This window comes from Natronorubrum bangense (assembly GCF_004799645.1).
Classification (GTDB): Archaea; Halobacteriota; Halobacteria; order Halobacteriales; family Natrialbaceae; genus Natronorubrum; species Natronorubrum bangense.
On record NZ_CP031305.1, the window covers coordinates 2,927,900 to 2,954,319 of the forward strand.

Annotated in this window: 26 protein-coding genes; 15 read left to right on the top strand and 11 right to left on the bottom strand. The window is 61.0% G+C overall.

Annotated features, from left to right (window positions below; translation table 11 throughout):
- Nucleotides 1–4: 4 nt before the first annotated feature.
- The gene (locus tag DV706_RS14620; RefSeq protein WP_006067529.1) at nucleotides 5–1,063 is read right to left on the bottom strand and encodes a DMT family transporter; all 1,059 of its coding nucleotides are present in this window, start codon (nucleotides 1,061–1,063) and stop codon (nucleotides 5–7) included.
- Nucleotides 1,064–1,244: 181 nt separating this feature from the next.
- Here DV706_RS14620 and DV706_RS14625 point away from each other — a divergent pair, with 181 nt between their 5' ends.
- Entirely contained in the window at nucleotides 1,245–1,727 is a 483-nt protein-coding gene (locus DV706_RS14625; RefSeq protein ID WP_006067530.1) for an Lrp/AsnC family transcriptional regulator, read from the top strand.
- Between the two features lie 600 nt (nucleotides 1,728–2,327).
- Nucleotides 2,328–2,513: a hypothetical protein gene (locus tag DV706_RS14635; protein ID WP_006067532.1), complete on the top strand. Its 186-nt coding sequence runs from the start codon at nucleotides 2,328–2,330 to the stop codon at nucleotides 2,511–2,513.
- A 259-nt stretch (nucleotides 2,514–2,772) separates the two neighbouring features.
- Here DV706_RS14635 and gatE read toward each other — a convergent pair whose 3' ends face one another.
- The 3 genes from gatE to btuC form a co-directional block, all read right to left on the bottom strand.
- Entirely contained in the window at nucleotides 2,773–4,641 is a 1,869-nt protein-coding gene (gene gatE / locus DV706_RS14640) for a Glu-tRNA(Gln) amidotransferase subunit GatE (protein ID WP_006067533.1), read from the bottom strand.
- 142 nt (nucleotides 4,642–4,783) lie between these two features.
- Nucleotides 4,784–6,226 carry a heme ABC transporter ATP-binding protein gene (locus tag DV706_RS14645; RefSeq protein WP_006067534.1) on the bottom strand — a complete coding sequence of 481 codons (1,443 nt, stop codon included), beginning with the start codon at nucleotides 6,224–6,226 and terminating at the stop codon, nucleotides 4,784–4,786.
- Nucleotides 6,223–7,320 (bottom strand): vitamin B12 ABC transporter permease BtuC, encoded by a 1,098-nt coding sequence (gene btuC / locus DV706_RS14650; RefSeq protein ID WP_006067535.1) that lies wholly within the window; start codon nucleotides 7,318–7,320, stop codon nucleotides 6,223–6,225. The genes DV706_RS14645 and btuC overlap by 4 nt, the downstream gene beginning before the upstream one ends.
- 60 nt (nucleotides 7,321–7,380) lie before the next feature.
- Between btuC and DV706_RS14655 the strand changes: the two genes are divergently transcribed.
- The 4 genes from DV706_RS14655 to DV706_RS14670 all read left to right on the top strand — a co-directional run bounded on the left by DV706_RS14655 (nucleotide 7,381) and on the right by DV706_RS14670 (nucleotide 10,227).
- The gene (locus tag DV706_RS14655) at nucleotides 7,381–8,442 is read left to right on the top strand and encodes a PGF-CTERM-anchored ABC transporter substrate-binding protein (protein WP_136350907.1); all 1,062 of its coding nucleotides are present in this window, start codon (nucleotides 7,381–7,383) and stop codon (nucleotides 8,440–8,442) included.
- A gap of 59 nt (nucleotides 8,443–8,501) precedes the next feature.
- Nucleotides 8,502–8,783, top strand: a complete 282-nt coding sequence (gene srp19, locus DV706_RS14660) for a signal recognition particle subunit SRP19 (RefSeq protein WP_006067537.1) — start codon at nucleotides 8,502–8,504, stop codon at nucleotides 8,781–8,783.
- 1 nt (nucleotide 8,784) lies between these two features.
- Nucleotides 8,785–9,039 (top strand): H/ACA ribonucleoprotein complex subunit GAR1, encoded by a 255-nt coding sequence (locus DV706_RS14665; RefSeq protein ID WP_006067538.1) that lies wholly within the window; start codon nucleotides 8,785–8,787, stop codon nucleotides 9,037–9,039.
- Between the two features lie 156 nt (nucleotides 9,040–9,195).
- Nucleotides 9,196–10,227, top strand: coding sequence for a presenilin family intramembrane aspartyl protease PSH (locus DV706_RS14670; RefSeq protein ID WP_006067539.1), 1,032 nt, complete (start codon nucleotides 9,196–9,198; stop codon nucleotides 10,225–10,227).
- Nucleotides 10,228–10,380: 153 nt separating this feature from the next.
- Here the strand turns inward: DV706_RS14670 and DV706_RS14675 are convergent, their stop codons facing one another.
- Nucleotides 10,381–11,436: a PAS domain-containing sensor histidine kinase gene (locus DV706_RS14675; RefSeq protein WP_136350908.1), complete on the bottom strand. Its 1,056-nt coding sequence runs from the start codon at nucleotides 11,434–11,436 to the stop codon at nucleotides 10,381–10,383.
- Nucleotides 11,437–11,519: 83 nt separating this feature from the next.
- Nucleotides 11,520–13,013 carry a cysteine--tRNA ligase gene (cysS, locus tag DV706_RS14680; protein ID WP_006067542.1) on the bottom strand — a complete coding sequence of 498 codons (1,494 nt, stop codon included), beginning with the start codon at nucleotides 13,011–13,013 and terminating at the stop codon, nucleotides 11,520–11,522.
- Between the two features lie 130 nt (nucleotides 13,014–13,143).
- Here cysS and DV706_RS14685 point away from each other — a divergent pair, with 130 nt between their 5' ends.
- The gene (locus DV706_RS14685; RefSeq protein ID WP_006067543.1) at nucleotides 13,144–13,395 is read left to right on the top strand and encodes a DUF7861 family protein; all 252 of its coding nucleotides are present in this window, start codon (nucleotides 13,144–13,146) and stop codon (nucleotides 13,393–13,395) included.
- 18 nt (nucleotides 13,396–13,413) lie between these two features.
- Here DV706_RS14685 and DV706_RS14690 read toward each other — a convergent pair whose 3' ends face one another.
- From DV706_RS14690 to DV706_RS14700, 3 genes are all read right to left on the bottom strand, one after another.
- Nucleotides 13,414–14,439: a patatin-like phospholipase family protein gene (locus tag DV706_RS14690; RefSeq protein WP_006067544.1), complete on the bottom strand. Its 1,026-nt coding sequence runs from the start codon at nucleotides 14,437–14,439 to the stop codon at nucleotides 13,414–13,416.
- On the bottom strand, nucleotides 14,432–15,292 hold the full coding sequence (locus tag DV706_RS14695; protein WP_006067545.1) for an SDR family oxidoreductase: 861 nt from the start codon (nucleotides 15,290–15,292) through the stop codon (nucleotides 14,432–14,434). Before DV706_RS14695 ends, DV706_RS14690 begins: the two co-directional genes overlap by 8 nt.
- Nucleotides 15,293–15,377: 85 nt before the next feature.
- Complete coding sequence (locus DV706_RS14700; RefSeq protein WP_006067546.1) at nucleotides 15,378–15,899, bottom strand: DUF7523 family protein; 522 nt, start codon at nucleotides 15,897–15,899, stop codon at nucleotides 15,378–15,380.
- Nucleotides 15,900–15,987: 88 nt separating this feature from the next.
- Here DV706_RS14700 and DV706_RS14705 point away from each other — a divergent pair, with 88 nt between their 5' ends.
- From DV706_RS14705 to DV706_RS14740, 8 genes are all read left to right on the top strand, one after another.
- Nucleotides 15,988–16,236, top strand: coding sequence for a BolA family protein (locus tag DV706_RS14705; protein WP_006067547.1), 249 nt, complete (start codon nucleotides 15,988–15,990; stop codon nucleotides 16,234–16,236).
- A 145-nt stretch (nucleotides 16,237–16,381) separates the two neighbouring features.
- Nucleotides 16,382–16,843: a PH domain-containing protein gene (locus DV706_RS14710; protein ID WP_006067548.1), complete on the top strand. Its 462-nt coding sequence runs from the start codon at nucleotides 16,382–16,384 to the stop codon at nucleotides 16,841–16,843.
- An 8-nt stretch (nucleotides 16,844–16,851) separates the two neighbouring features.
- Nucleotides 16,852–18,549 carry a PH domain-containing protein gene (locus DV706_RS14715; protein ID WP_006067549.1) on the top strand — a complete coding sequence of 566 codons (1,698 nt, stop codon included), beginning with the start codon at nucleotides 16,852–16,854 and terminating at the stop codon, nucleotides 18,547–18,549.
- Nucleotides 18,550–18,603: 54 nt separating this feature from the next.
- Entirely contained in the window at nucleotides 18,604–20,022 is a 1,419-nt protein-coding gene (locus DV706_RS14720) for a class II fumarate hydratase (RefSeq protein WP_006067550.1), read from the top strand.
- A gap of 275 nt (nucleotides 20,023–20,297) precedes the next feature.
- Nucleotides 20,298–20,531, top strand: a complete 234-nt coding sequence (locus DV706_RS14725; protein ID WP_006067551.1) for a hypothetical protein — start codon at nucleotides 20,298–20,300, stop codon at nucleotides 20,529–20,531.
- A 397-nt stretch (nucleotides 20,532–20,928) separates the two neighbouring features.
- Nucleotides 20,929–21,552 carry a globin family protein gene (locus DV706_RS22440; RefSeq protein WP_205849536.1) on the top strand — a complete coding sequence of 208 codons (624 nt, stop codon included), beginning with the start codon at nucleotides 20,929–20,931 and terminating at the stop codon, nucleotides 21,550–21,552.
- 499 nt (nucleotides 21,553–22,051) lie between these two features.
- Nucleotides 22,052–22,441, top strand: a complete 390-nt coding sequence (locus tag DV706_RS14735) for a DUF5805 domain-containing protein (RefSeq protein WP_006067554.1) — start codon at nucleotides 22,052–22,054, stop codon at nucleotides 22,439–22,441.
- On the top strand, nucleotides 22,434–23,471 hold the full coding sequence (locus DV706_RS14740) for a tyrosine-type recombinase/integrase (RefSeq protein ID WP_006067555.1): 1,038 nt from the start codon (nucleotides 22,434–22,436) through the stop codon (nucleotides 23,469–23,471). Before DV706_RS14735 ends, DV706_RS14740 begins: the two co-directional genes overlap by 8 nt.
- A 285-nt stretch (nucleotides 23,472–23,756) precedes the next feature.
- Here the strand turns inward: DV706_RS14740 and DV706_RS14745 are convergent, their stop codons facing one another.
- Both DV706_RS14745 and DV706_RS14750 read right to left on the bottom strand, forming a co-directional pair.
- Nucleotides 23,757–24,695, bottom strand: coding sequence for a hypothetical protein (locus DV706_RS14745; RefSeq protein WP_006067556.1), 939 nt, complete (start codon nucleotides 24,693–24,695; stop codon nucleotides 23,757–23,759).
- A gap of 54 nt (nucleotides 24,696–24,749) precedes the next feature.
- Nucleotides 24,750–26,414 carry a midas domain-containing protein gene (locus DV706_RS14750; RefSeq protein ID WP_006067557.1) on the bottom strand — a complete coding sequence of 555 codons (1,665 nt, stop codon included), beginning with the start codon at nucleotides 26,412–26,414 and terminating at the stop codon, nucleotides 24,750–24,752.
- Between the last annotated feature and the right edge of the window lie 6 nt (nucleotides 26,415–26,420).

The window sequence follows — 26,420 nt, forward strand, 5'->3', positions numbered from 1 at the left end:
GCCGCTACTCTCGAGGATCGACTGGTGGTCGCCCGGCATCCGCCTCACAAGCGTCGGATTCGGACTCGATCGGAACCCCACCGTCAGTTCGGGCTGTAGGCTCGCCCGTGTGCGGTGGTTGCTCGAGCGGTGTCGATCCCCATTTCGAGCGAAGGACCGAGCGAATCGCGGTGCGCTTGATGACGACGAAGCCAGCGAGGATCGTTAGCAAGCCAACGATCGTCAGTGAGTCGACGACGGAGCCAAAGATGACCCAACTCACGCCGATCGCAACTGCTGGTTCGGCGTACCCGACGAGGTTGACCTGTATCGCGCCGCTTTCTTCGAGCAACTCGAAGTAGAGCAGGAACGCGAAGACGCCGGAGACGAACGTTAAGTACGCGTACGAGAGCAGTGCCGTCCGCGTTAGCTCGATCGCGGCTACCGATTCGCCACGCAGGCCAGCCCAGCCAAACAACACCCCGGCACCGAGCAACATCGCCCAGGCCTGAAGCGTCTCGAGCGGGAGGTCAGATTCGATCGGCCGCACGAGCACGCTCCCGAGTGCGAACGCGATCGCGGAGGCGAAGACGATTGCTGCACCGACCATCATATCGCCACCGAGCGCTGCCGAAGACGGCTGGACGACGAGGATGACGCCGATCAGGCCGAGTACGAAGCCGATGACACCGATGAGGCTGAGTCGCTCGTTCGGGAGCAACACGCCCGCGAACGCGACGGTGAGGATCGGTGCTGTACTGACGATTGTGGCGGCGACTGCACCTGAGACGTATAGCTCACCGATGTACAACAGGCCGTGATAGAGTGCGATGACGAACACACCGGCAACGACGACCACGAGCCACTCTGCTCGACCTGTGGGACGAACCTGATCAGTGACGACGACTGCGTAGCCAAGGACGATCGCACCTGCCAGTGCATAGCGGAGTCCGGCGAACAACAGCGGCGGGACGTACTCGAGACCGATCTCGATCGCCACGAACGAACTCCCCCAGCAGAGCGCGAGTATCGAAAAGAGCACCGGTTGGCGGTACTCCGATGGAATAGATCCAAACGTAATCATATCCAGTTCGGAACAGGCGGTTGTATTTAGATCCTTCTACAAGCAGCCCGATATCGCAGAACTCAAAACCACACATATGGATTGCATCCGAATTGTCCGCCATGTGAGTCATGAGTCTTGTAGATATCTCCAATTTCATCAGCCGTAGGACATTTATTTCGCCTCCACCAACCACTCCTCCATGGACGAACGCGACGTGCGACTGCTCAAGGCAATCTCCGAACTCGAGACGGGAAGCCCCGAGCGGCTTCACGAAGCAACCGGCATCCCGGTGTCGACGATTCACTATCGGCTGTCCAACCTTCGAGAGGAGGGGATCATTACGAACGACCGCTACGACATCGATCTCGATGAACTCGGTCTTGGCGTGACCGTCCTCGTCGAGGTTCACGCCGATTATCAGGGTTCCTACGAGGAGTTTTCGGATCGACTGCTGACCGTCGAAGGCGTCACGAACGTCTACTTCACGATGGGCGAGACTGACTTCATCGTCGTCGCCCGTCTGAGCAGCAGCGAGATGGTCGAGCGCCTGATCGCCGAGTTCGAACAGCTCGAGGGCGTCGACCGAACCGACTCGACGTTCGTCATCTCGGCGATCGAAGAACGCGACGCCTTGCAGAGTTACAGCCTCGAGACGTTACTCGAGGAGTTGGTTGACGAATAGGGCTGTGAGTGTTTGGGAGAGATGTGTGTTCCAGCGAGCGGTTTGCGTACACTGTCCTGTCCACACGCATTCATACTGAAACCCTCGTAGAACGGCTCATAGAGGTATATCCCACACTGCAGTCACCCGCACACGACGGTAACTACAGCTGCGAAGTGAGCAGCATCTAACTATGTGTTTTGTTACTATTTAGCGAGGAAAGTACGTATGCGCATAATCTATTTAATGATAGTATACCTAACTGGTAGTTATATGAATCGGACGGAGTTCTTCCTCACCCTAATCACGTTTCTCTTAGCGTCAATTGTATTCGTAATTGGAGGGATGAATAACACACCTTCAATTATTTTAATACCTGTTCTAATTATCATATATGGTACACCGTTCTATCTTTTCGCAGAACTGATAAACTTTATCGGACAGAATACCGACTAATAGTAGCTTCACACCCTCTACTGAATGATATGTTCTTCCCCTCTGTACTGAGCGATGCGTGCCTCTTGAGACATGGTGAAACGAAACGTGCCGATCTGCTCAATACAGGTGCGAACTGACCGATTCCCGCAAGACATTTATATCAATCCTCGTACTATTCGCTCTATGGCCTCTGACAAAATTCTTATCGGTATTCTTGGTCTACAAATAGCCGTTATTGCCGGAACAGTGGCAATCATTCAGGAATTAGCCCCTGCAGCAGAGGGTACGATGGTTATGTTGATGTGGGGAAGTATTCTAATTACGCTTTCAGGATTTTTGATAGGACGAGTTGATAACTTCTTTGAATAGGAAGGTAGTTTGCCTGTGCTGATCGAATCAGGACACGTTCACAATAGGTTTGTGAATCGTTCTACGACACCACCATACTGGCAACACTGATCGCCACGTCCTCCCCAACCGATTCGCTCGTTCACGAGTTCACTCGCTCATCCCTCGCGCAGCGTCGACTCGTGGTTCGCGCATCGCTCACCACGATTCAGCGCGCGCCACCGCACGCGGCTACTGTGGTACTACAGATCGCTCGAAGAATGCTGGTTAGCTGCCTGCGTTAGGCTCGCTTTTGAATCTCCTCGCGGAGCAACTGACTCACGAGGTCGCCGTCAGCCTTGCCCCGGAGTGCACCCATACACTCGCCCATGAGGCCCGAAAACGCCTGCATCCCTTCTTCTTCGACCTGCGCTTCGTTCCGCTCGACGACCTCGGCGATGGCCTCGCGGACTTCGTCCTCGTCGGCACCGCCGAGTCCGGCGTCTTCGGCTGCCTCCTCGGCCGTTCGATCCGGCTGCTCGGCCAGTGCCTCGAGCAGATCCGTAACGCCCTCGTTCGGGAGGTCGCCGTCTTCGACCATCTCGAGGACGGCCTCGATGTGCGTCTCGGTGAGCGCCTCGACGGGCACGTCGTCACGCCGGAGTTCGGTCAGCGTCGACTCGAGCGTCGTCGCAGCCAGCGTCGGGTCGACGCCGTCGGCGACGACGGACTCGAACAGCGGCATGTGTGTGCCGTAGGCGACCTGTTCGGCCAGTCCGGCCCCGAGGTCGAACTCGTCCTGATAGCGCTCGACCTTTGCGGTCAGTAGCTCCGGCTCGGGCACCTCGCTCGGGTCCGGTTCGACGGGCGGAACGTCGGTTTCGGGATACATCCGCGCCGCGCCGGGCAGTGGGCGGAGATAGCGTGTCGCGCCGTCCTCGAGTGCGTCACGAGTCTCCTCGGGAACGCCCTCGAGTGCAGTGCCAGCGCGTTCGGCGACGGCCTCGATCGACGCCTCGGCGACGTCGGTGTCGGCAGCAACGATCGCCACGGCATCCTCGGAGCCGGCACCCACAGCGTCCCGCAGGGCTTCGACTTCGTCCTCGGTGACGCCGTAGGCCGGCAGTTCGTCCGTGTGGAAGATCCCGCCCGCGCCGTGGCGTTTGGCATGGTCGGAGAACTCGGTTCCCAGCCGGCGATCCGGAGCGATCTCCCGGCCGACCAGCCCGTCGAACCCGTACAGCGGGACGGCCATCACGGAGCCGCCCGAGTTCAATGCGCCACCGATAACGCCGCTTTCCGTCGCTTCGAAGACGGCGGTGACGTCCTGTGTCTCACCGACAGAGGCCTCGCGGGCCTCGAGTTCGTCCCGGATCTCGACGAGTTCGACCTGCCGTGCGGCTTCGTTGCGGACGATGTCGTCGATGTCGTCGAGGCTCTGGACACCTTTGATCTCGACGCGGGCGCCGTCGGCGATGGAGACGTTGACGTCCTGGCGGATCGTCCCCAGCCCGCGTTTGACCTTCCCGGTCGAGCGAAGCAGCATCCCGATCCGTTCGGCGGCCTCAAGAGCCTGTTCCGGCGTCGAGATGTCCGGCTTCGTCCCGATCTCGACCAGCGGGATACCCAGTCGGTCGAGACTGAAGCGCACGCCGTCGTCGGTTTCCTCGACGCGCTGGGCGCTTTCCTCCTCGAGCAGGAGGTCTTCGATGCCGACTGCGCCCTCGCTGGTCTCGATCGCGCCGCCGGTGGCGATCAGCGACGAGCGCTGGAAGCCTGTCGTGTTCGAACCGTCGACGACGATCTTGCGCATGACATGGGCCTGATCGACGGGGTTCATGTCCATGAGCTGAGCGATCTCGAGGGTCGTCTCGAGGGCTTCGTCGTCGAGTGTGGCCGGCGGCTCGTCGTCTTCTTCGACCAGACAGGTCGTATCGTAGGAGAGGTATTCGAACTCGCGGTCGACGCGACTCTCTTCTAAAGCGGCCTGGTCGATCTCGCCCAGTTCGCTCCGTGTTGGATGCAGATAGCGGGTAAACGTCCGCGTCGACTCCTCGGGCTCGCGAAGCTCGGTTGGACACTGACAGAACAGCTTCGTCGCCGTATCGAGTTGCTGGTGGATCTCCAGCCCGGCGACGAGTCCGAGCTCGTCGTAATCGTGCTCGCTCATTGGCCGCCACTCGGAGGCGGAGGGGTAAAAAACCGTCCAGTTGCGGTTCTCCTGTCGGACAGCGCTCGTTGAAGATTCGTTCCGCAAAATTTGCCGTCCCCGACGGTGATGGCTGGCTGTTCGCGACCGCTGTCCGACAGTTTTAGTCGCTCGAGGATTCCGCTGGCAGCCCTGGATTCGAGTCGCTATCCGAGGAGCCGAGTTCGGTTTCGCTCGAGTCGCCATCCACGACTGGTCGCGAGTGGCTCCGATTGAGCGCCGTCTCGATCGTCTCGAGGGCCGTCTCCGATGTCGCCTCGAGGGCGTGTGTCGGCACCGTCGCGTTTGTGGCCCGTCGCTGTCCGTCGTCCGTGGCGCTCGCCCTGTCGTCCGACTCGCGTGTGACACAGACGATCGACTCGGCTGCGGTTTCAACTGTCTCGAGCAGCTCTGTGATGCCGGGACTGTCGGCGAGTGCGTACCCGGTTAGGACCGCCACGTCGGCGTTCTCGACCCGATCACTGACTGTCTCGAGTGTCGCCGTCGAAAGCGACTCGAACGGTGGGACTTCGAGGCAGTCGATCTCGAGCGTTCGAGCCGTCTCGGCGGCCGTGTCACCGTGCGTGACGGGGCCAAGCGAGAGGTCGGGTCCGGGATGGGTGCTCTCGAGTTGGGCGAGCACGCACGCTGCGGTCGGTCCGGTCCCAACGACGTGAATCCGGGCGTCCTGTAACTGCATCGCCGTTTCGTCTCCATCGCCCACGTCGGTCCGACGACTCGGGAGCGCCGTCACCGTCTCTGCGCCCGTAATCGGGTTCGGCGTCACCGTCGCGGTCGCATCGAAGACGTCGGCGAGTGACTCGCCAGTCAACACGTCCGTCGGTGGCCCGCTCCGATAGACGCCGCCGTCGGCAAGCATCACGAGTCGATCGCAGTAGCGAGCGGCCAGATCCAGATCGTGGATCGCCGCACAGACGGTTCGGCCGTCATCGACGAGTTCGCGAACCAACTCGAGGGTCTCGAGCTGGTGATTGATATCGAGACTCGCGGTTGGCTCGTCGAGCAACATCGCCGGTGTCTCCTGGGCAATCGCCCGTGCGAGCACGACCCGCTGGCGCTGGCCGCCACTGACTTCGTCGATGGGGCGCTCGGCGAGGTCGGTCGTCCGTGTTCGCTCGAGCGCCTGCTCGACCGCCTCGTGGTCCGCCTGCGTCGGCGAGGAAAACCGCGAGCGGTGGGGGTGGCGTCCCATCTCGACGACGTCACGAACGGGAAACGAAAACGAGAGCGTCGTATCCTGTGGGACGACCGAAACGAGCTGACTCGAGCGCTTCGAGGAAACGCTGTGAATGTCGACGCCGTCGATCGACACCGTTCCGGAATCGGGCTCGAGTGCGCCGCTGATCGCTCGCAAGAGCGTCGTCTTTCCGGCGCCGTTGGGACCGACGAAGCCGACGAACTCACCGGGCTCGATAGTTACGGAGACGTCCTCGAGGACTGAGAGCTCGCCGAACGAAATCGAACAGTCCTCGACGGAGACCGCTGCTGGATCGACGCCGGTGGGCCGTGGCGACTCCGTCTCGCCGCCGCTGCCGATGAATCTCATACCGAATGCACCTCCCGTCGGACGAGCAAGAACAGGAAAAACGGCGCGCCGACGAACGCCGTGATGATGCCGACCGGCACTTCGGCGGGGCCGGCTCGAGCGATGGTGTCCGTAATCACGAGAAACGAAGCACCCGCGAGGGCGCTGGTCGGCAGCAAAATCCGGTGATCCGGGCCAACGATCAGTCGCATGATGTGGGGAACGACGAGGCCGACGAAGCCGATGACGCCAGCGACAGCAACGCCCGCGGCGGTGATGATGCTCGCGACCGCAAGCAGGAGGAACTTCGTTCGTTCGACTTCGGTCCCGAGGTGGTGGGCGTCTTCCTCGCCGAGTAAGAGCACGTTCAGGTCTCGCGTGTAGCTTCCCAGGACGAGAACGCCGAGCACTGCCACTGGGAGCGCGAAGCCGACGTCGCTCCAGGTGCTGTTGCTGAGATGCCCCATCATCCAGACGACGGCTTGCCGGAGGCTATCGCCGCTGTGGACGAGCATATACGAGATGAGCGCGCCGAGAAACGCCTGCATGGCGACGCCCGCGAGCAACAGCGTTGCGACGGGGGTTCGGCCACCCTCCGTCGCGATCGAATAGACCAGAAACGCCGTCAGGAGTGCGCCGGCAAACGCCGCCAGATGGAGGCTCCCGAACGGGACGAGCATGGGAAACGCGATGGCGGCGACGGCACCCGCAGCGGCCCCAGTCGAGACACCGATGATCGATGGATCAGCGAGCGGATTTCGGAAAAACCCCTGCATCACCGTCCCGGCTGCGGCGAGTGCGAACCCGACCGTTGCCGCGAGCGCGATCCGGGGCAGGCGGATATCCGCGACGATGATCTGGTGGGTGTTCGGCACGTTGAACGCAAACATCGACGTATACTCAAAGCTCGGAACCGGCACGCCGACGCCGACGATGGGAATCGTGAGAGTTCCGGCCGTGACGCTCGAGGGAACGACGATGGCGTTCAAAATCGCCAGCGCGACCGTCAACGGGTCGACTCTGACTGGCCCGAGCGCGGCACTGACGACGACGACGCCGACGAGCAACGCTGTCAGCCCCGCCGACCACGAGAGGATTCGGGCCGAGTACGTCATACATCACAACCTCGGTTGGGTTAGACAAATATTTGTTGAAGAGTCTCTATCTAGCGGATGATGCGACAGAAACTCGTAATTTTGCTTACTGCGTTATTGACGCTCTCGTTGGTTGCCCCAGTCGCTGCGGCCAGCAGCGTGTCGGCAACGCCCGACGAGACCGCGGACTGTGAGTACCCGATCGAACTGACTGATGCCACTGGTGAAGAGATCACACTCGAGGAAGCCCCTGATTCCGTCGTCGCCTTGCAGGCAAGCGACGCACAGACTGTCTTCGAGATCGGTGCCGAAGACCGACTCGTCGGCATGCCCGACGAGGAAGCAACGAGCGGCCTCGAGATTGGTGACCGCGAGGACGTGACCGACAACTACGCCATCGTCCACGAGCGCGTGATCGACCTCGAACCCGATGTCGTTCTGGCCGCGAACATCACCGCTGAAGAAGACATCGAGACCCTTCGCGAGGCTGGCCTCACTGTCTACCAATTCGACGACGCAGGGTCGATCGACGACGTTCGTGACAACGTGCTCCGAACCGGCGAACTGACCGGCGAATGTGACGGCGCCACCGAAACCGTCGACTGGATGGACGAGCGTCTCGAGGTCGTCGAAGCGGCACTCGAGGATGCAGACCGCCCGCTCGCGTACTATGCGATGGGTGAGGACGGGACGACCGCTGGAACCGACACGTTCATTCACGAAGTGCTGACAACCGGTGGTGTCGAGAACCTCGCCGAACGGGCCGACATCGGCTCCTACCAGCAACTCAGCAGCGAAACGATTGTCGACGAAGACCCTGAGTGGATCATCTACTCCGACGACAGAGAAGACGTGCCGATCCCCGAAGCGGCCGAGGCGACGACTGCCTACCAGAACGATAACGTCTTTTCGGTCAATGCGAACCAGCTCAACCAGCCTGCTCCACAGGTCATCTACGCCGTCGTCGACATCGTCGAGACGGTCCACCCTGACGCCTACGAGCAGGCAGTTGAGGGCCTCGAGGACACAGACGAATCCGACGACAACGGCGCCGAAGAAACCGACGACACGATCCCTGGCTTCGGCGTGCCAGCAGCCGTCGCTGCGCTGCTTGCCGTTGCGTTCCTCGCGCACCGTCGATAACCGCCACACAGCCACGTTTTTTGAAAAGCGTTTACCCGTCGGCCCGTTGAGAGAGGTGTATGGTCGAGAACGTCATCTGGCCCGCCTATCTCGATGCGGGCCTGTCACGCGCCGAGGGTCGGCGCGTGTCTCAGGAGCTCGCAGTCGAAGAGCCAGCGGTCGATGAAATCGCCAAGGCGGTCCAGCAGATCGGGTACGACGCCACGATCGAGCGGGACAAGTCCTATTCCCGGGAGCCCTGGGCCGACCGGGGCCGCGTCGTCGTCCGCGGTGCCGACGATTCGACAAAAAACGACCTCGTCCAAGCCGTCGCGGCCTACGTCGTCGCGATGCGCGAATAATATGCGCCGCGTTGGCTCAGTCGTCCGCACCGCACAGGGACTCGCCGTCTTGCGGGCGGACGAACGCGACGAGGGACCCGGCTCGAGCGATCCGTTCCGAGATGAAATCGGGACGATGGTCCTCGACGACTCCCTCGAGGAAGTTGGCCGTGTTGTGGACGTTTTCGGGCCGGTCGAGCGGCCCTATATCGCGGTGACGCCCGACGCCGGCGTCCACCTGCCGTCGCTCGTCGGCTCGACGCTGTACGCCCGCTGATACGGTCTGCTGTACCGATCACCACGATCGGTGATCGGTGGTAACTGACGACAGCAGTCCGTACGAGGACGCTCGAGTGCGTTCCGAGCTTCCCGGGTGTCGCTGCCTCGAGCGAAGACGAAAACACCCATACGAGCGGGGGACAAACCCCGCTCTATGAACCATCGGACACGGGTCCTTCTCGCCGTCGGCGTGACCGTGGTGCTCTTTCTGGGCGTCCAGTTCGGTGCACTGGCGCTGATCGAGCCCTTCCACGAGTCGGAGCGTCAGGCTGTCGAGAACCCTGACGACCCGACAAACAGCGTGGTCTACTTTGCGATTATTCTCGTTGCGACCGCGTTCATGCTCGTGACGTTCAAATACGACGTCGAGTGGCTGATCAAGGCGCTGATCATCGGCGTCAGCGTGATGCTCGCGTGGTTTGTCTTCGCTGAACTCGTTCCGCCCGTCGCGACCGTCGGCTCGGTGAACGCCATCGCCGCGCTTGGCGCGATCGCCGTCGGCGCGGGGCTGTTGTTCTATCCGGAGTGGTACGTCATCGACAGTACCGGCGTGGTGATGGGCGCTGGCGCTGCAGCCCTGTTCGGGATCAGCTTCGGCCTGTTGCCCGCAATCTTGTTGCTCACCGTTCTCGCGGTCTACGACGCGATCAGCGTCTACCGAACCGAGCACATGCTCGACCTCGCCGAAGGCGTCATGGATCTCAAAATCCCCGTCGTCCTCGTCATCCCAACGTCGCTTTCCTTTTCGTATCTCGAGTCGGGGAGCACCGACGACGTCCTCGACGATGACACCGACTCGAGTGACGATGAGACGGGTTCGGAGGCCGACTCACCCGCGACCGAGGAGTCGGATGTGGATGCCGAAACCGACGACCAGGACGCGGATGCGATCGAGCGAGATGCGCTGTTCATCGGGCTCGGTGACGCCGTGATCCCAACGATTCTCGTCGCGAGTGCGGCGTACTTCCTCGATGTCGGAATGATCGCGGTCCCGGGAATCGCGTTGAACGTCCCCGCACTCGGCGCGATTATCGGGACGATTGCTGGGCTCCTCGTGCTCATGCATATGGTTCTCAAAGGAAAACCGCATGCAGGACTGCCACTGTTAAACGGCGGGGCGATCAGTGGCTACCTCCTCGGCGCGGTCGCCAGTGGGCTCTCGCTTGCAACGGCACTCGGCCTCTGATCGGACGACAGCGACCGCCAGTCGAACGGGGCTGGCAAACGGAGTGTCGTCATCCGTGCCGGCGTCATCGCCTCGTTCATTATTCGACTGACTTCGAGCCGTCGCGTTCGTGGCCGTCCTCACGCTGTGGGCCGCCGAGCCGAACCAGAATGCTCACTCGAGTGTCGTCACCGAACGGATCTCGAACCTGGCACCACTGCTGTCGGCATCAGTTACTGCGATCGACCACCCATGCGCGTCGACGACGCGGTTTACGATCGCAAGCCCGAAGCCGGAGCCGGCCGTCTCGGTCGTGTATCCGGATTCGAAGATGTGCTCACGATCTGCAGGCGGAACGCCCGGTCCGTCATCTTGGACGTAAAACCCGTCGACGGACGGCTGGGCCTCGTCTGCGGGCTCGAGCGTCCCGGCCTCGATCGTCGGCCTCTGGCCACCGTGTTCGACAGCGTTCCGGAACAAATTCTCGAGGAGATGCTGCAGTAGGTTCGGGTCCGCCTCGACGGTAACCGAATCCGTGACCGACATCGTCGAAGCCTCCGTCTGAACATGCGACCACGCGTTCTCGGCGGCATCTCTGAGCCGAACTGGCTCGAGCTGTTCGGCGTCCTCGGTCGTGACGAGCATCAGTGCGTCGTCGATGATCGTCTCCATGCGCTCGAGCGACGAGTGAAGCGCTTCCCAATCGGTCTCGTCTTCGAGACCGTCGTCGACGTTTTCGAGCGACTGTGCCGTTGCGAGTGCGACCGACAGCGGGTTCCGGAGATCGTGTGAGAGCAACGTGGCGAACGCCTCCATCTGCTCGGCCTGCTCTCGAGCCTGCTGCTCGAGTTGTCGTCGCTCGGTAATATCGACGTGCATCACGAGGACGTACCGGTCGCCGTCGTGGTGATAGCTCGTCGCGTTCATCGTGAACCAGTGTTTTTCCGTGGGCGTGTGACAGGGGTACTCGAAGGAGAGCGTCTCACGTTTGCCGGCGAGGATCGCTCGGATCGCACGTGCGGCGTCGGCTGCGTCGTCTCCCGCACTGGAATCACAGACGTCGAGATAGTTGACGCCGACACCGGCTGCCCCCGCCACCAACCCCTGTTCGTCGCCGAACGAGTCCCACGACTGATTCGTGTACAGAATGGTGCTATCATCGTCGAGGATTGCAACGTGTGCGGGAAGCGCGTCGAATCCAGCACCAACGAACGAGCCGTGGGTGTCCATTACCGGATACAGGAACTCATGCTACTTGAACGATTTCGCTCTCAGACCAGCTGAACCGATCCGCGAGTGCAGCCACTCGATGCTCACTCGTCGGACGGCAACCGGTAGGTCGCGCCGTCGTCCGTATCCTGCACTTCGATCCCCAGTGTCTCGAGTTCGTCGCGGAGCTCGTCGGCACGCTCGTAGTTGCCCGCCCCGCGCTCTTGCTCGCGCACGTCGAGAACGAGGTCGACGACGTCGCCCGCCAGCTCCGCGGTGCCAGTCGTCTCGCCGACGAACGAGAGGCCGAGCACCGACCCCAACTCCTCGAGCGTCTCGACGGCCCGTCGGAGGCCGCGGTAGTCGTACTCCTCGCGGTCGTCGACATGGGAGTTGATCGCCGTCGCAATCGACAGCAGTGCCGACTGCGCTTCGCGCGTGTTGAAGTCGTCGTTCATTGCGTCGACGAACGACGTTCGGGCCGCATCGACCTCGGCACGGAACGATTCGGCTTCGACTTTCGTCCGAGCGTCGGGTGAGTCAACTGCCTCGACAGCCGTCTCGTACGCGCGCTCGAGTCGATCCCAGCGCTCCTCGGCTTCGGTAATCGTCTCGTCGGCGTAGAGTTGTTGGCTATTATACGAGCCCGCAGTGAGGAACGTTCGCAAGACGTTCGTCCCCCACTTGTCGACGGCCTCGTCGACGGTGACGAAATTACCCAGACTCGAGGACATCTTCTCGTCACCCATCTGGAACAGCTCACAGTGGAGCCAATAGTTGGCAAACTGCTGTCCCGTCGCGGCCTCAGATTGGGCGATTTCGTTTTCGTGGTGGGGAAAGACGAGGTCCCGGCCGCCGACGTGGATGTCGAGCGTCTCGCCGAGATGGGTCATGCTCATCGCCGAGCACTCGATGTGCCAGCCGGGGCGGCCCTCGCCCCATGGCGAGTCCCACGTCTGTCCCGTCGGCATCGAACAGCTGTGGTCGACACCCTCGTGGCGGTGTTCGACGACCGCGTCTTCGTCGACGCCGCCGGCTTTCCAGAGCGCGAAATCTGCCGGATTGCGCTTTTCGGATCGTTCATCCGGCTCGCCCTGGGACTCGATCTCCTCGAGTTCCTGATTCGAGAGCTTGCCGTACGCTTCGAAGCTGGTGACGTCGAAGTAGACCGAGCCGTTGGATTCGTAGGCGTAGCCGTTCTCGATCAGCGTTTCGACGAGGTCGATGATCTCGGGGACGTGTTCGGAGACGCGTGGGTACACCTCCGCCCGCAAGAGATTGAGCGCGCGCATATCTGAGAGGGTGTGCTCGATATAGGTCTTCGCGACGGCTTCCTCGTCCTCGCCGAGGTCGTCTTCGCCCACGCGGGCGACGATCTTCTCGTTGATGTCGGTGAAGTTCTCGACGTGGCGGACGTCATAGCCGATGTACTCGAGCCAGCGGTGCATGACGTCGACGTGGACCCACGAGCGGGCGTGGCCCAGATGTGGCGGATCCGAAACCGTCAGGCCACAGTAGTAGAGGAGAACGTTCTCGGGGTCCTGTGGCTCGAACGGTTCTTTTTCGCCCGTCAACGTGTTGGTCACGTGTAGGGTCATTACGAACGTGTACCTCCGGCCCGCAGTTAAACACTGCCAATCGGCGGTTCGGACTCGAGCGAAGCCCAGTGGCTCCGTCGCGAGCCGATGGGTGCGTGATATATAGGTCGCTGGCACCCGTCGAACGACTGTGACCCACGACCGTATCCACGCCCGCAAACCGACACACGACCTCGACCGGTGGTCGATCGGCACGATCCAGCGAATCGACACGCAGGATGGACACTGTGTGGTCGCTGTCGAAACCGACGCCGGTGAGACGGTTGAACTCGTCGTCACCCTCGCCATTAGGGAGCTGTTTCTGAGCCGCCTGGAGATCGACAACCACGAGTCGCCGATCGGTGAACGGGTCTGGTACCGCCAACACGGCGGGCAGGCCTGACGTCTCGGACCAGCGCCCTCAGTTCCGGGCGGGGTACTCCACGTCGTCCTCGAGGTCGAGCCCCTCGAGAAACGCTACGCCCTGCGTGTGGCCCTTCTCGATCAGTTCCGCGAGGAACTCGGGGTCACGATCGAGTTTACTGGAGTGATGATACCCTCGCAACTGAACACGGCGGATCGTCGTCGTCGTATACTCTGGATGGTCGAAATGGCCGTTCTCGATCCACTCGTTGATCCGTTCGATGGTCCGTAGCTCCTGGTTCAACGAGATGTTGCCCGCGAGCTCGTTTCGTCGGTCGGTGATCTCGGCGAGTCCGGTCGGCACCTCATCCCTGTCTTGGGGGTTGATCTGGATGACCCACAGCTCCTCGGGCGTTCGCTCGCCGGGCACCGACATGAGGTCTTTTACCGGCGGGTTCTGGGAGAACAGCCCGTCCCAGTGGGATTCGCCGTTTATTTCGACCGCTTCGAACAGCGTCGGGATCGCCGCGGAGGCGAGCACCGCATCGACGGTGACGTCCTCGTTTGTAAACGTCTCGAAGGCGCCATCAGAGACGTTGACTGTGCCGACGACGAGTTCTGGCTCCTCGTACGCACAGAGGGCCGGCAGCGCGTCGAAGTCGATGTGGCGCTCGAGAATGTCCCTGATTCGCTGTTTGCCCCAGTCGGACCCTGGCGAGCGGTATGGACTGACCTGTGGCACGCCGACACCCTCGCTCTGGAATCGGGAGACGAGCGAGACCCACTGGTTGAGCACGCCGTCGGCGTAGTCACTCGCCGCCATGTCGGCCCAGATCCCCTCGAGTAACTCCACTGCGGTTGCTTCGTCGGCGGTGACGAGCCCGTACCACGCGGCGAGCGCGTTGAACGCGCCGCCGGACGTGCCGCTGATCCCGACCAGTTCGAACTCGTCGTCCCAGTCCGCCTCCGAGAGGAGCGCCCGGAGTACGCCGGCCGTAAACGCCGTGTGGCTGCCGCCACCCTGACACGCGATCGCGACCTGCGTCGGCCCGTCAGCATCGCGTTCGGTGTCTGGGTTACTCATACGTGGTCGTGTAGCCGCCGTCGAACAGCAGATCGCCGCCGTTGAGATGGGTTGCGTGCGTAGAGAAGCCGAAGACGAAGAGGTTCGCGACCTCTGCAGGTGTCATCATCGTCTTGGTGCGTGCGGGCCCGAGCATCACGTCCTCGACGACTTCCGTCTCGGAGAGTCCGCGGCTGGCTGCTGTATCCGCGATTTGGTCGGCCATCAGTGGTGTCAGCACGTAGCCGACGCTGACACTGAAGCCGCGAACGTCGCCGCCACCTTCTGCAGCGATCGACTTCGTTAATCCGTTGAGTGCGTGTTTGGCCGTAATGTACGCGGCCTTGTCCTGTGTCGCGTAGTGGCCGTGGACCGAGGACATGTTCGCGATGGCACCCGTGCCGTCGCCGCTTTCTTCGATGTGTGGCATGGCGTATTTCGAGAGCAAAAACGGCGCTCTGATCATCACCGACTGGAGCAGATCGTACTGTTCGACCGGGAACTCGGCGATCGAATCGATGTGTTGCATGCCGGCGATGTTCGCGACAAAGGCGAGGTCGCCCTCCTCGGCGGCTGCATCGACCACTGCCTCGACGTCGCCGTCGTCGGTCAGATCTGTCGGCACCGATAGGAATCGGCCCTCGGGATCGAACGACTCGATTGTCGTGGCTGTCTCCTCAAGCCCTGCGTCGTCGATATCGGCACCGACGACGGTCAGGCCGTTGACCGCGAGTGCAACCGCAAGCGCCTCGCCGATTCCCGACGCCGCCCCGGTGACGATGGCGACGGTATCAGGAGTAAACGCCGGGTCCTCGAGCACGAGCAGATCATCCGCAGTCAGCTCTGGTGGTTCCAGTTCGGTGGTCGATGACATCTCTACGACAACACTGTCAGCGACGCTATAAATAGCTTCAGCGTGCACGTGACGTGGGACAGTCGAAACGAACGGGCGAGAACAGCTACGTCGTCCGAGGGACGCTCTCGAGGGCGTTTTCGACCGCACGGAGCGCGTTGGCTCCCTCGAGACGCTCGACGACGACGAGCATCGAGCCATCGGCAACGGCGGCTGCGAGGGGTGTGATCTCCTCGAGTGCGAGACGCTGCAAGGTGTCAGCGAGTGCGACCGCGTCGACGTCGCCGGTCGCGAGGATGCCCGTCCGGTCACTACCGCCGGGGCCGAACGCCGTTCCACCAAGCGAAAGCAGCGCCTCGTCCGTTCCGGGCTCGACCGTTCCGATCCCGCTTTTCATCGTGACTCGGACGTCTCGCGACTCGGTTTCGTACGCCGGCGACGCCTCGGCGTAGCGACGCAGCGCCGTTGCCACCGCGTCGGTCTCGCCATCGACCTCGAGAAACCGGGCAGCGGCGGTGTAGTTGACGACGCCCGCTCGTAGCGCCGTGACGAGAAACGGGTGCGACTCGGCGACACGGCGGGTTTCGGCTGCCAGTGACATACTCCAGAGCGCGGACTGTGTCGGCATAAATTCGACGACCGGCGGCTTCCAGACGTTCGCTGGTCTCTGTAACCGGGACCGCGGCGCTTTTGCCGTGAGCGCCCAACGCTTGCATATGGATCTTTCCGACATCGAAGCCCTCATCGAGACAGAACTCGAGGACGCCGACGCGACGGTCACACACGCACGCGACAAACACGACGACGACCACCTCGCAGCAACAGTCGTCTCAGCCGAGTTCGAGGGGATGCCGCTGGTCCAGCAACATCAGGCGGTGTACGACGCCCTCGGCGACCACATGACGACGGATATCCACGCGCTCGAACTCTCGACGTACACGCCCGACGAGTACGACGAAGCCTGATGCGGCCTGCTGTGCCGACCGCCAGAGCGGGGTCAGTGATCGGCGGGACGTGACTCCAGCAGTCCGTATGACCCTCGCTCGATTGGAAGACAGCACTGCCTACCGGAACCGCAGCTTTATCCTTCGGTCCTGATAGGACATTCATATGGAATCGCTTCATCCCCGTATCAGGCTGCTCTGGATCGCACAGATGGCGATCGGAGCGCTTGTTTTCGGCGTCGTCCTCGCTGCCGTCGATCAGTGGTTTATCGACGTTCCGACGGCTGCTATCGCCGGTGTCGTCGCCCTCGTACTCGGTCTCGGGATCGCGTACGCCGTTCGACTCTACCAGATCTGGACGTTCGAACTCCAGTCGGACGCGCTCTATCTCGAGCGCGGTGTGATCACGCTCGTCGAGACGGCAGTTCCGTTCGTTCGCGTCCAACACGTCGACACGCAGTTTGGGCCTATCGAACGGGCGCTTGGCCTCTCGAGTGTGGTCGTCTACACGGCAGGAACGCGAAACGCCGACGTTCGGATTCCGGGGCTGACTCCCGACCGTGCGCGAGAGTTACAGGATACGCTTCGAGAACTCGCCGTCGAAAGTGAAGCCGACGACGCAGTATAAGCTCGATTATGAACCGACTTCACCCACTCAGCGCGGTCACCTACGCTATCCAGTACGGATTCATGTGGTTGTGGGTCCCGATCGTTCTCGTCCTCGTCCTCGGCGGGATCTTCGACCCAATCAGTCCAGCCTGGACGCCGATCGCCGCACCGATTGGATTCCTCGCTGGCGCGGCCTACGGCATCGTCTACTACTACCGGTTTGAGTACGGGATCACGCCGGATACGTTCGACGTCGCCTCGGGTGTAATCGCCCGCCGCTCACGGGAGATCCCCTACGGCCGAATCCAGAACGTCGACGTCAAACAGGGCGTCTTGCAGCGACTACTCGGTCTTGCGGTCGTGTCGATCGAGACTGCCGGCGGCGGGAACACCGAAGCATCGCTGAACTTCGTCAGCGAGTCCGAGGCAAACCGACTCCAAGAGCAGATTCGCCGACGAACTGCCGAGGTGAAAGATCGCCGCCGCAAACGAGACCGTGACGCGGCGGCCGGCGACCGAACGGAATCGACTCCGGACATCTCATCCGGCGTCGAGGATGAAACCGCTGCCCCCGGAGACGAGGCCGAGACACCTCCCGGCGAGGAGGGTCCGGAGTCGACCGTGCTCGACGAATCGGCGACTGAGGAACCACCTCAGGATCGCATCACCGAACCGAGCCGCCCACGTCGACAGCGTCTGTTCGACCTCGAGGCGCGGGAACTCCTGTTGTACTCGTTTACCTCGTTCCGACCCGCTGCCGTGGCAGCCGTCCTGTTCGTCTTCTTCCTTGCGACCGAGCCGATCGTCGATCTGTTCGTGACCACCGCTCAGCCGTTTGGTGGCCCGGCAGACCTCGGCGAGGGGACGACGACCAGCTACGGGATCTTGACAGTGGTGTCGGCGATAAACGGGATTCTCATCACGTATCTGTTGAGCGTCGCCTACACGTTTGCGACGTACTACAGCTTTCAGCTCGGTCGCGCAGACGAGGACTTCGTCTACGAGCGGGGGCTACTCCAGCGCTACAGCGGCTCGATACCCGTCGAAAAGGTCCAGTCGGTGACGGTAACTGAAAACCCGCTCCAGCGACTGATCGGCTACGCCGGGCTCTGGGTCGAGACAGCCGGCTACGGTCCCGAAAGCAGCGGCGGCAGCCAGTCGGCCGTTCCACTCGCCAAGAAGGGGCGTGTCCACCAGTTCACTGAAAACCTCACTGACGTCGAGACACCGACGTTTCGTAGCCCACCGACGATGGCTCGACGGCGATATCTGGCTCGGTACTCGCTGATCGCCGCCGTTGTCGTCGCCGCTGTGTTCGCTATTGCACAGATTACACCGCTCGAGCGCTGGTATTTCGCCGCGGTCGTCTTCGCGGCGGTTCCGCCGGCAGCGCACCTCAAATACGTTCATCTGGGCTATTTTGTCGGTGACGACCATGTGGTCATCCGGCGTGGGTTCTGGAGTCGGCGAACGACAGTGATTCCCTACTACCGGATCCAGACGGTCTCGACACAGCGTTCGATCTTCCAGCGCCGCCTCGGACTGGCCTCGCTGGTCGTCGATACGGCGAGTTCGCGGACGTTCTTCTGGGCGACACCGACGATCTACGACGTCGACCTCGAGGACGCTCGCGAGGTGAACATGACCAGCCGAAAACGGCTCCAATCGGCGTTGCGTGAACGCGCACGCGACGACGATCTCGGACTGTCGGTCGACTTCACCTGAACACCCCCGCGGGTCTTTCGGTGGGTTTTACCTGACACGCTCCAACGCCTAGCTATGGGTGACGAAGACACGGATTACCGTATCGAGGAGGACAGTCTCGGCGAGATGCAGGTTCCAACGGACGCCTACTGGGGCGCACAGACCCAGCGTGCGATCCAGAACTTCCCGATCTCGGGCATCTCGTTCAGTCGCCGCTTCGTCCGCGCACTCGGTGTCGTCAAAAAGGCCGCCGCACAGGCCAATCGCGACCTCGGCCTGATCGATGACGACGTCGCGGAAGCCATCATCGAGGCTGCTGACGAGGTTATCGCCGGCGAACACGACGACCAGTTCCCGGTCGACGTTTTCCAGACCGGCTCCGGCACGTCCTCGAACATGAACGCCAACGAGGTCATCGCCAACCGCGCCGCCGAACTCATGGGTGCCGAAATCGGCGACCGCGTCGTCCACCCCAACGACCACGTCAACTACGGTCAGTCCAGTAACGATGTTATCCCGACGGCGATGCACGTCGCCGCCCTCGAGGCCGTCGAGAAAGACGTCATCCCCGCCCTCGACACGCTTCGTGAAGCACTCGAGGCGAAAGAAGACGAGTTCGACGACGTCGTCAAGACCGGCCGCACGCACCTTCAGGACGCGACGCCAGTCACGCTCGGCCAGGAGTTCGGCGGCTACCGGACCCAGATCCAGAAGGGACTTGGCCGCGTCGACAACGTCCGTGAGCATCTCTCCGAACTCGCCCTCGGTGGTACTGCAACCGGGACGGGACTCAACACACACGAGGAGTTCCCCGGCCGTGCTGCCGAATACATCACCAAAGAGACCGGCGTCCAGTTCCGCGAGGCCGACAACCACTTCGAGGCCCAGGCTGCCCACGACGCGATGAGCGAGGCCCACGGCGCACTCCGCGTCGTCGCCGGCTCGCTGAACAAGATCGCAAACGACCTTCGACTGCTCGCCTCCGGCCCACGCAACGGCCTCGGCGAGATCGAACAGCCCGAGAACCAGCCCGGCTCCTCGATCATGCCCGGCAAGATCAACCCCGTGATCGCCGAGGCTGTCAACCAGGTTCACAAGCAGGTCGTCGGCAACGACGCCGCCGTTGCTGCCGGCGCTGCCGAAGGTCAGATCGACCTCAACCTCTACAAGCCCGTGCTGGCCCACAACTTCCTCGAGTCCGCCGAACTCATCTCGAACTCGAGTCAGGTCTTCGCCGAACGCTTTGTCGCACCGCTCGAAGCCAACGCCGATTACTGCGCCAACCAGGTCGAGCAGTCGATGGCGATGGCGACGTCACTGAACGTCCATATCGGCTACGACAAAGCCAGCGAAGTCGCAAAGACCGCGCTCAAAGAGGACAAAACGGTCCGCGAAGTCGTCCTCGAGAAAGGCTACCTCACCGAAGACGAAGCCGACGAGGTGCTCGACCCCCGCAAGATGGCCCAGCGCGGCATCCTCGGGCAGGACGACTGACTCGAGTCACTGCTGCGAGACGATAGCTGGACCCCCTCTCCGAACCGGGTCGTATCGAGTACGTTACATAGTATCGTGTGATTCGATCACACGAGGGGGTCGTGATCGGATCTGACAGGCAACAACGAATCCGATTCTGAGTAACTAGCGAATCTACCTCTTCTTTATTGCCTGACTGTTGACGCTAAATCGGCACAGTGGAGCCGAATCAAGCCCGATATCGGCGTAATAAAAGAACCCAAGCAGTTTTGATGGATGCTCGCGTCAGATGAAATATGCACACCTGTCGCAACTGCAACCAGTCCTTCCAGACGGAGCTCGCCCTCGAGTTACACCGAGACACATGCAAAAAGGGACAGCTTTTCTGTCAGGTCTGTGGTGACCGATTCCGGGAAGGCGAGGCAACCCAGGACGGCTGGCACTACGAGTGTCCAACCGAGGGCTGTGAGGGTGATGGTCTACAAGAAGACCTGTATCGTGTCGACGACGTACGCACCGCAACACACTGAACCAACTGCCGATCTCGAAACGGCTCTTTCTGCTTTCGACTGCCCGCTGGGACGGACACGCTCGCTTTCAGATCTCCTAACGGTCCTCTAGGGAGGTGCGTGTGACAGAAGTGAGTTGTTGGATTGGATACGGAACTGTTCGATATAGCAGTATGCGATATATGTGTTCGACCTCGTTCGAACCGGCTGGTACATCGCTGGCCGACGAGCGTTTCGAAACGTTGCCAACGCGGGCCTCGTGGTGCGTTCCCATTGCGATCGGTCACAACGCGTTGAGCGGTCTTGTGACGGCTTTCGGGCCTTCGATCTTTTGATGGTGACCACCGTCCCGGACACACGCACAGCGATGAGTCTGTCAGCGACACCGACTGAGTTCGATCGCCTGAAGCAGTCCGTGATGTGGTCCACAGACGATGCGACGCTCCAGTTGGCGGGCGACGAACTCGAGTCACAGATCGACGAGTGCCTCGAGACGTGGGATGGCTTCGTCGATGATCGCGATTTCTTGCAGTACGTTGTAGAAGTCGACACCAACGAACCGATCGATGACTCGCTTGAACGGTCCCGTGAGCGGTTCGGGCAGTGGATTCGGGATAGCTGTGACACGGTATACGATAAGACGTATCTCGACTACCAGTTCGAGATCAGCCCCCGACACTATCGGAAAACGAGGCCGACGACATCTCCGCGGCCCCACACACCCGCCCCGATGCGTGAACGCGTTCATCGACCCGACCACGGCGAGACCCGTGAGTTCCTCGAGAACAACGATCGTCGAAATGTACCATGCCTGGTTCAACTCGGTCGGTCTGCAAGCACCCCTCTGGAGTCATCCGTACATCGTCGAGGACTGGTGGCCGTCGGGTCGTGCCCTGACGACCTGCGACCGACGATGTGCCAACCCACTAACTCGAGCAATGGTCACGATTCGTCAGGCCACAACGATTCACGCGGTGGCGGTCGAACCGATAACCCGAACTCTATAGTAACACCTGAACCGATGTCCACACAAATCGCATAGCCATCATGTGATCTGGTGTGTATTGACGTTCAGTGACTACGATAGCTACCCAATCACACAGACTGTGACACAACCTCTAATTTCGTATCAAATAACATACTCGAGAAGGCGTGCTACGGCGATCTGTAGACCCATCTTTTCGGCCCGTGACCCCTAGGGTCTGGGCCTCGAGATTGCCCTTCAAACATTGCCGCTTTTGCGTGCTGATTGGCGTCTTTCGGTCGGGGACACTCATCGATACAGCACGAGATATTGCAACCGGATGAATGTAGAATCTCTTTCATTTCTGATCGGCGATGTGTCCTCTTGACCGATGCTGGCATCGACGTTGGACCAACTGTTTAGGTTCAAATATAGTCCCACTATCTGCTATTTTGTAGTCCTGTATAACAATATAACCTATTATCGCCGGCCAGACTGGGGCACTGTAGATCAAAATAAATGCCCTTATTTGTGAATGTAGGATAGATTGAAGTGTCTTCGCTGTGAGCACCAGCGTATGGCCGACGACGATCGTGTCGCTGTAAAGACGTACGTGCCACAGTATCAAAAGGAAATCTGGAGGGCCCAGGCCGACGCCCTCGAGATGAGTCAAAGCGAGTTCATCAGAACGATGGTGCAGGCGGGGCGTCAGGAGTTCGAGATACCATCCGACCAATCTTCAGCCGGCGCTCCAACCGGCACTGAGTCCGAACCTGATGACGAGTTCGCAGATCGGATTCTCGAGGTACTCGAGCGAAACGGTGTCCTCGGCTGGGATGGCCTCGTCGAGGCACTCATCGACGACGTCGAAGCTGATCTCGACGCGGAGTTACAGCGTTTGCAGGACGAGAACACGATTCGATACAGCGGCCGTGAGGGCGGCTACGTGGTCACCAACCATGACTGAGAGCCACCAGCAGTCGGGCACGGTCGAATACTTCCTGCAGGACATCGAACACCACGGCCGCAACGAGCGCACTGCAGCGGCCTATCAGCGCGTGCTCTCGGAGTATGAGCAGTTCCTCGACGACCGCTTTGACAAGACGCCACCAGCAGCCAGCTACCGCGACTGTATGGCGTGGGTACATGAGCTTCGAACCACACACTCAGAGAGCACCGTCGCGACGTATGCGTCGTATCTCAACCGGTTTTACAGCTATCTCGAGCGGGTTGGCCACACCGAAGAGAATCCGATGACGGTCGTCTTAGAGGAGATGACTGAATCGATCGAGTCGAATCCGACCCGACGTGACGTGACGCTGGCCCAGATGCGGTCGTTCGTCACGGACATTCGCCATCCACTCCATCAAGCGCTCGTGACCACGCTGTTGAAAACCGGGATCCGAGCCGGCGAACTCTGCAACCTCGATCTGATCGACCTCAATCTCGCACACGACGCCCAAACGTGGCAGCCCCGGGCACATATCGCCGGCCGCCCGGATTCACTGTTTGTCGCCACCGAACACACCTATGGGCGTGAATCCGGCGGCGAGCTGCGGACGGCATCGAACAAACGCAAACGCGAGACCGTCGTCCCGATCGACGAGGAGCTGAAAGCCGTGTTAGTCCGGTGGCTCGCAGTGCGACCGGATACGCCTTCGAGAACGACGACGGGAGCAGCGACGGAGCCACTGTTCGTCGGAACGGCAGACAGCTGGGGGGAGCGACTGACGCCAAACGTCGTCCACCACGTAGTCGAGCAGTACGCACGAGAGCGAGGGTGGTATCGAACCGGCGGCGGCGCTGCTGAAAACGTTACCCCACACTATTTCAGACACTTCTTTACCACACATCTGCGAGACCGAACAGGCGATCGCGGTATCGTCCAGTATCTTCGCGGGGACGTCGCAAGCGATGTGATCGATACCTACACCCACAACTGGGGCGATCGGGTCCGGGAAACGTACCTCGAGCACATCTACTCACTTTCCGTGTAGCGAGTGTGGATTTCCACTGTGTTCTGCGCTTACGTTCGAAGAATTACTCGCACAGTACTCAATGTGTTTGCCCCCGCTCGGACAAATAAATCGTATATTGCTATATGAAAACTGATTGGGTTCCGTCTGTTCGACACACCCGCATTCGTAGGCTGTTGGCCGGTTCGGCGTGGTCTGCGAGTGGTTTGACTCCAGTATCTACTCCAGGCGGTCTATGAACGTGATCAAAAACGGAGTCGAGTTGTCACTCTTCGCTGGCTATGTCGAAAAACTGCAGCCGAACCGTTACTGTTCGACCGTGAGTTCCGTCTCGAGGTCGGCACCGTTCAGTAGCGAGCGAACGGCTGTCATCGTCTCGGTCGGCTCTGGTGTACTTTCCAACAGCACCGTCTCGCTGGGGAACAGTTGCTCGCCGAGCAAAAGACCGTGGTCTCGAGCCGTCGATCCAGTCACTGTCAGGTAGACGCCGAGTCCGGTGTCAGCGATCGCGGCTTCCTCTTCGCGGCCGTCCTCGGGATACGCAAAGTGGATTCCGTCGAGTGTCTGCGTTCCGAGCACGGCCTGGACGAGTCGTTCGTACCGGGGCTCGATACACAGCGGTCCCTCGTAGGCCTCGAGGAACGCTCGGTCGAGCGAGTCGGCCGCTGGAGCAACGTCGGGTGTTGCCATCAGGGTGTGATAGACCGTGTCGCCAAGCCCCGTAATGACGCGAACGTCGGTATCGGAAGGGTTGATTCGGGCGTTGATATCTTCGATTCTGCCGAGTGGTTCCGGACGGAGTTCGACGACTTCCTCCAGAATGAGGTCGGCACTGTCGAACCCGAGTGCAAACTCGTGGGTTCGAAGCGCTCGAAACGGTTCCTCCCGACCGATCAACTGAATTGCTGCGCCGTCAGCGACACCCTCGACGTCATCGAGTGGAATCGTGACGCTATCGAAGACAATTCGTCGAGGCTTGCCGGCACGGTCGTCTCGCAAGAGCGTATACTCCGGCTCGGTCGGATCGTCGACGGAGCTGTACATGGCGAGACGATGGTAGACATCGTTTTCAGCGGCATCGCCGTCGAGGTCGATCGTTCCCTTCGTGAGCGCTTTCTCGTGACGAAGCGTGGACGTGATGTCGTCTGCGAGCTCGGGAACGTCGAGCCGACCGGCGAGCCGGTCGAGTACCGACTCGAGTGGTCGCCCTTTTCGTGGAACTGCGATCGGGATCGTCTCGCCCATCGGCTGGTTGTCGACTGGCGACGGATAAACGAGTTGCGTTTCGGGAACGACGGGTTAGTTCGAGAACATCGAGCCGAGCTGGTCGCGCCACTCCTGGATGTCGGTGACGTCCGCTCGCACGTCTTCGAGTTCGTCCTCGACGTCTTCGAGACTCTCTTCGACGTCCTCGAGGTCGTCCCCGACGTCGTCGACATCTGCCTCGAGATCGTCAACATCGTCCGCGAGGTCAGTCACGTCGTCTTCGAGGGCTTCGACATCGTCGTCGACAGCTTCGAGATCGTCCTCGACGTCATCGAGACGTCCCTCGGTACCGCCAACCCGGTCGTCCATCTCGTCGAGGTCGGCATCGATAGATTCGAGATCTGCCTGAACATCCTCGATGAGCTGTTTTCCGGTGCCGTTGTCCTCGAGGAACTGCTCGAGCGCGTCAGTGTACGCGGCGACTTCTTCGATTCGAGATTGGAGATGCTCGACTTTCGCGATTTCGGGGCCGGACGGCTCGAGATCAAGTTCCGACTGGAGCAGCTCCCGATCTGCGTCGTCGATCTCACCGTCGCGAAGCTCCGTTACGAGCTGGTCGAGCACAGAGCCATCGAACGCGGTCGGCTCCTCCGCTGGGTCGGCAACTGTTTCGGGATCGCTCTCCGCGTCGTCTTCGAGTGTTTCCACATCCTCGTCCTCCGCTTCGGAGTCCGCGTCGTCTTCGAGTGTCTCCGCATCCTCGTCCTCCGCTTCGGAGTCCGCGTCGTCTTCGAGTGTCTCCGCATCCTCGTCCTCCGCTTCGGAGTCTGTGTCTTCTTCGAGTGTCTCCGCATCCTCGTCCTCCGCTTCGGAGCCTGTGTCCTCCTCGAGTGTCTCCACATCCTCCTCCGCTTCGGAGTCCGCGTCGATTTCAAGATCGATCTCGTCTGTCTCGTCGTCAGCCGCCCCTTCGTCGGGAATATCTAACTCGATCTCTTCCTCGTCGTCCTCGTTTTCGTCGTCGAGTTCGATCTCGAGGTCAGTCGCGTGCTCTTCGTCCTCGTCCCCGTCGTCGGAATCCGGAATCTCGTCCTCGCCGAATCCGAGATCGATGTCCGGTGTGTTGTCGTCCGTCTCGTCGTCATCAACCGGCTCGGGCTCCGTGTCCACGTCGCCGAGATCGAGGTCAAGCTCGAGACCGTCATCGTCCTGATCGTCCTCTTCAGCCGCCTCAGCAGCATCGTCGTCGGTCGTCTCCGTCTCCTCGAGCCCGGGGACGGAGTCTGACTCGCCGGAGATCATGTCCTTGACGGGCTGGTTGCGGTCGTTTTCGACGATGTTACCGATGACGTCGTCGTCGATCGCTTCGGCATCGGAGCCACCCTCACCATCGGAACTAACTTCGACGATTTCTGGCTCCGTCATGAACGGTTCGGCATCGCTCTCGTCGTCGATACGGATGCCATAGACCGTCACGAGCTTCTCATCCGGCGTTATTTGGCCGGTAAACTCGACGTGGTTGTCCTGAAAGGCTGTCCAGTCATCGCTGTGGTAGTCGGGATGGAACCCGACTTTGTCCATCGGAAACGATTCTGGAATGTCTTCAGAGAGACGAACGGCGACCTGTTCGTCGTGGTCCGATTCGATCTCGAAGTGGATCGCAGGAACAGGAAATTCGTCCGCCGTGAACGTCTTCTGGACGGATAATCCATCAGCACTGACCTCGATTACGTCGTCCGTGCCAGCGGTGGTACTCATGAGGCC

Excerpts from the sequence above, each read along its gene's own strand:
- DV706_RS14700 (WP_006067546.1), bottom strand. The coding sequence starts at position 15,899 with ATGCCGACACAGTCCGCGCTCTGGAGTATGTCACTGGCAGCCGAAACC.
- DV706_RS14690 (WP_006067544.1), bottom strand. The coding sequence starts at position 14,439 with ATGAGTAACCCAGACACCGAACGCGATGCTGACGGGCCGACGCAGGTC.
- DV706_RS14635 (WP_006067532.1), top strand. The coding sequence starts at position 2,328 with ATGGCCTCTGACAAAATTCTTATCGGTATTCTTGGTCTACAAATAGCC.
- DV706_RS14745 (WP_006067556.1), bottom strand. The coding sequence starts at position 24,695 with ATGGGCGAGACGATCCCGATCGCAGTTCCACGAAAAGGGCGACCACTC.
- DV706_RS14740 (WP_006067555.1), top strand. The coding sequence starts at position 22,434 with ATGACTGAGAGCCACCAGCAGTCGGGCACGGTCGAATACTTCCTGCAG.
- DV706_RS14750 (WP_006067557.1), bottom strand. The coding sequence starts at position 26,414 with ATGAGTACCACCGCTGGCACGGACGACGTAATCGAGGTCAGTGCTGAT.
- DV706_RS14620 (WP_006067529.1), bottom strand. The coding sequence starts at position 1,063 with ATGATTACGTTTGGATCTATTCCATCGGAGTACCGCCAACCGGTGCTC.
- DV706_RS14715 (WP_006067549.1), top strand. The coding sequence starts at position 16,852 with ATGAACCGACTTCACCCACTCAGCGCGGTCACCTACGCTATCCAGTAC.
- btuC (WP_006067535.1), bottom strand. The coding sequence starts at position 7,320 with ATGACGTACTCGGCCCGAATCCTCTCGTGGTCGGCGGGGCTGACAGCG.
- DV706_RS14625 (WP_006067530.1), top strand. The coding sequence starts at position 1,245 with ATGGACGAACGCGACGTGCGACTGCTCAAGGCAATCTCCGAACTCGAG.
- DV706_RS14735 (WP_006067554.1), top strand. The coding sequence starts at position 22,052 with ATGGCCGACGACGATCGTGTCGCTGTAAAGACGTACGTGCCACAGTAT.
- DV706_RS14645 (WP_006067534.1), bottom strand. The coding sequence starts at position 6,226 with ATGAGATTCATCGGCAGCGGCGGCGAGACGGAGTCGCCACGGCCCACC.
- DV706_RS14720 (WP_006067550.1), top strand. The coding sequence starts at position 18,604 with ATGGGTGACGAAGACACGGATTACCGTATCGAGGAGGACAGTCTCGGC.
- DV706_RS14695 (WP_006067545.1), bottom strand. The coding sequence starts at position 15,292 with ATGTCATCGACCACCGAACTGGAACCACCAGAGCTGACTGCGGATGAT.
- gatE (WP_006067533.1), bottom strand. The coding sequence starts at position 4,641 with ATGAGCGAGCACGATTACGACGAGCTCGGACTCGTCGCCGGGCTGGAG.
- srp19 (WP_006067537.1), top strand. The coding sequence starts at position 8,502 with ATGGTCGAGAACGTCATCTGGCCCGCCTATCTCGATGCGGGCCTGTCA.
- DV706_RS14670 (WP_006067539.1), top strand. The coding sequence starts at position 9,196 with ATGAACCATCGGACACGGGTCCTTCTCGCCGTCGGCGTGACCGTGGTG.
- DV706_RS14710 (WP_006067548.1), top strand. The coding sequence starts at position 16,382 with ATGGAATCGCTTCATCCCCGTATCAGGCTGCTCTGGATCGCACAGATG.
- DV706_RS14675 (WP_136350908.1), bottom strand. The coding sequence starts at position 11,436 with ATGGACACCCACGGCTCGTTCGTTGGTGCTGGATTCGACGCGCTTCCC.
- DV706_RS14665 (WP_006067538.1), top strand. The coding sequence starts at position 8,785 with ATGCGCCGCGTTGGCTCAGTCGTCCGCACCGCACAGGGACTCGCCGTC.
- DV706_RS14655 (WP_136350907.1), top strand. The coding sequence starts at position 7,381 with ATGCGACAGAAACTCGTAATTTTGCTTACTGCGTTATTGACGCTCTCG.
- DV706_RS14705 (WP_006067547.1), top strand. The coding sequence starts at position 15,988 with ATGGATCTTTCCGACATCGAAGCCCTCATCGAGACAGAACTCGAGGAC.
- DV706_RS14725 (WP_006067551.1), top strand. The coding sequence starts at position 20,298 with ATGCACACCTGTCGCAACTGCAACCAGTCCTTCCAGACGGAGCTCGCC.
- DV706_RS22440 (WP_205849536.1), top strand. The coding sequence starts at position 20,929 with ATGTGGTCCACAGACGATGCGACGCTCCAGTTGGCGGGCGACGAACTC.
- cysS (WP_006067542.1), bottom strand. The coding sequence starts at position 13,013 with ATGACCCTACACGTGACCAACACGTTGACGGGCGAAAAAGAACCGTTC.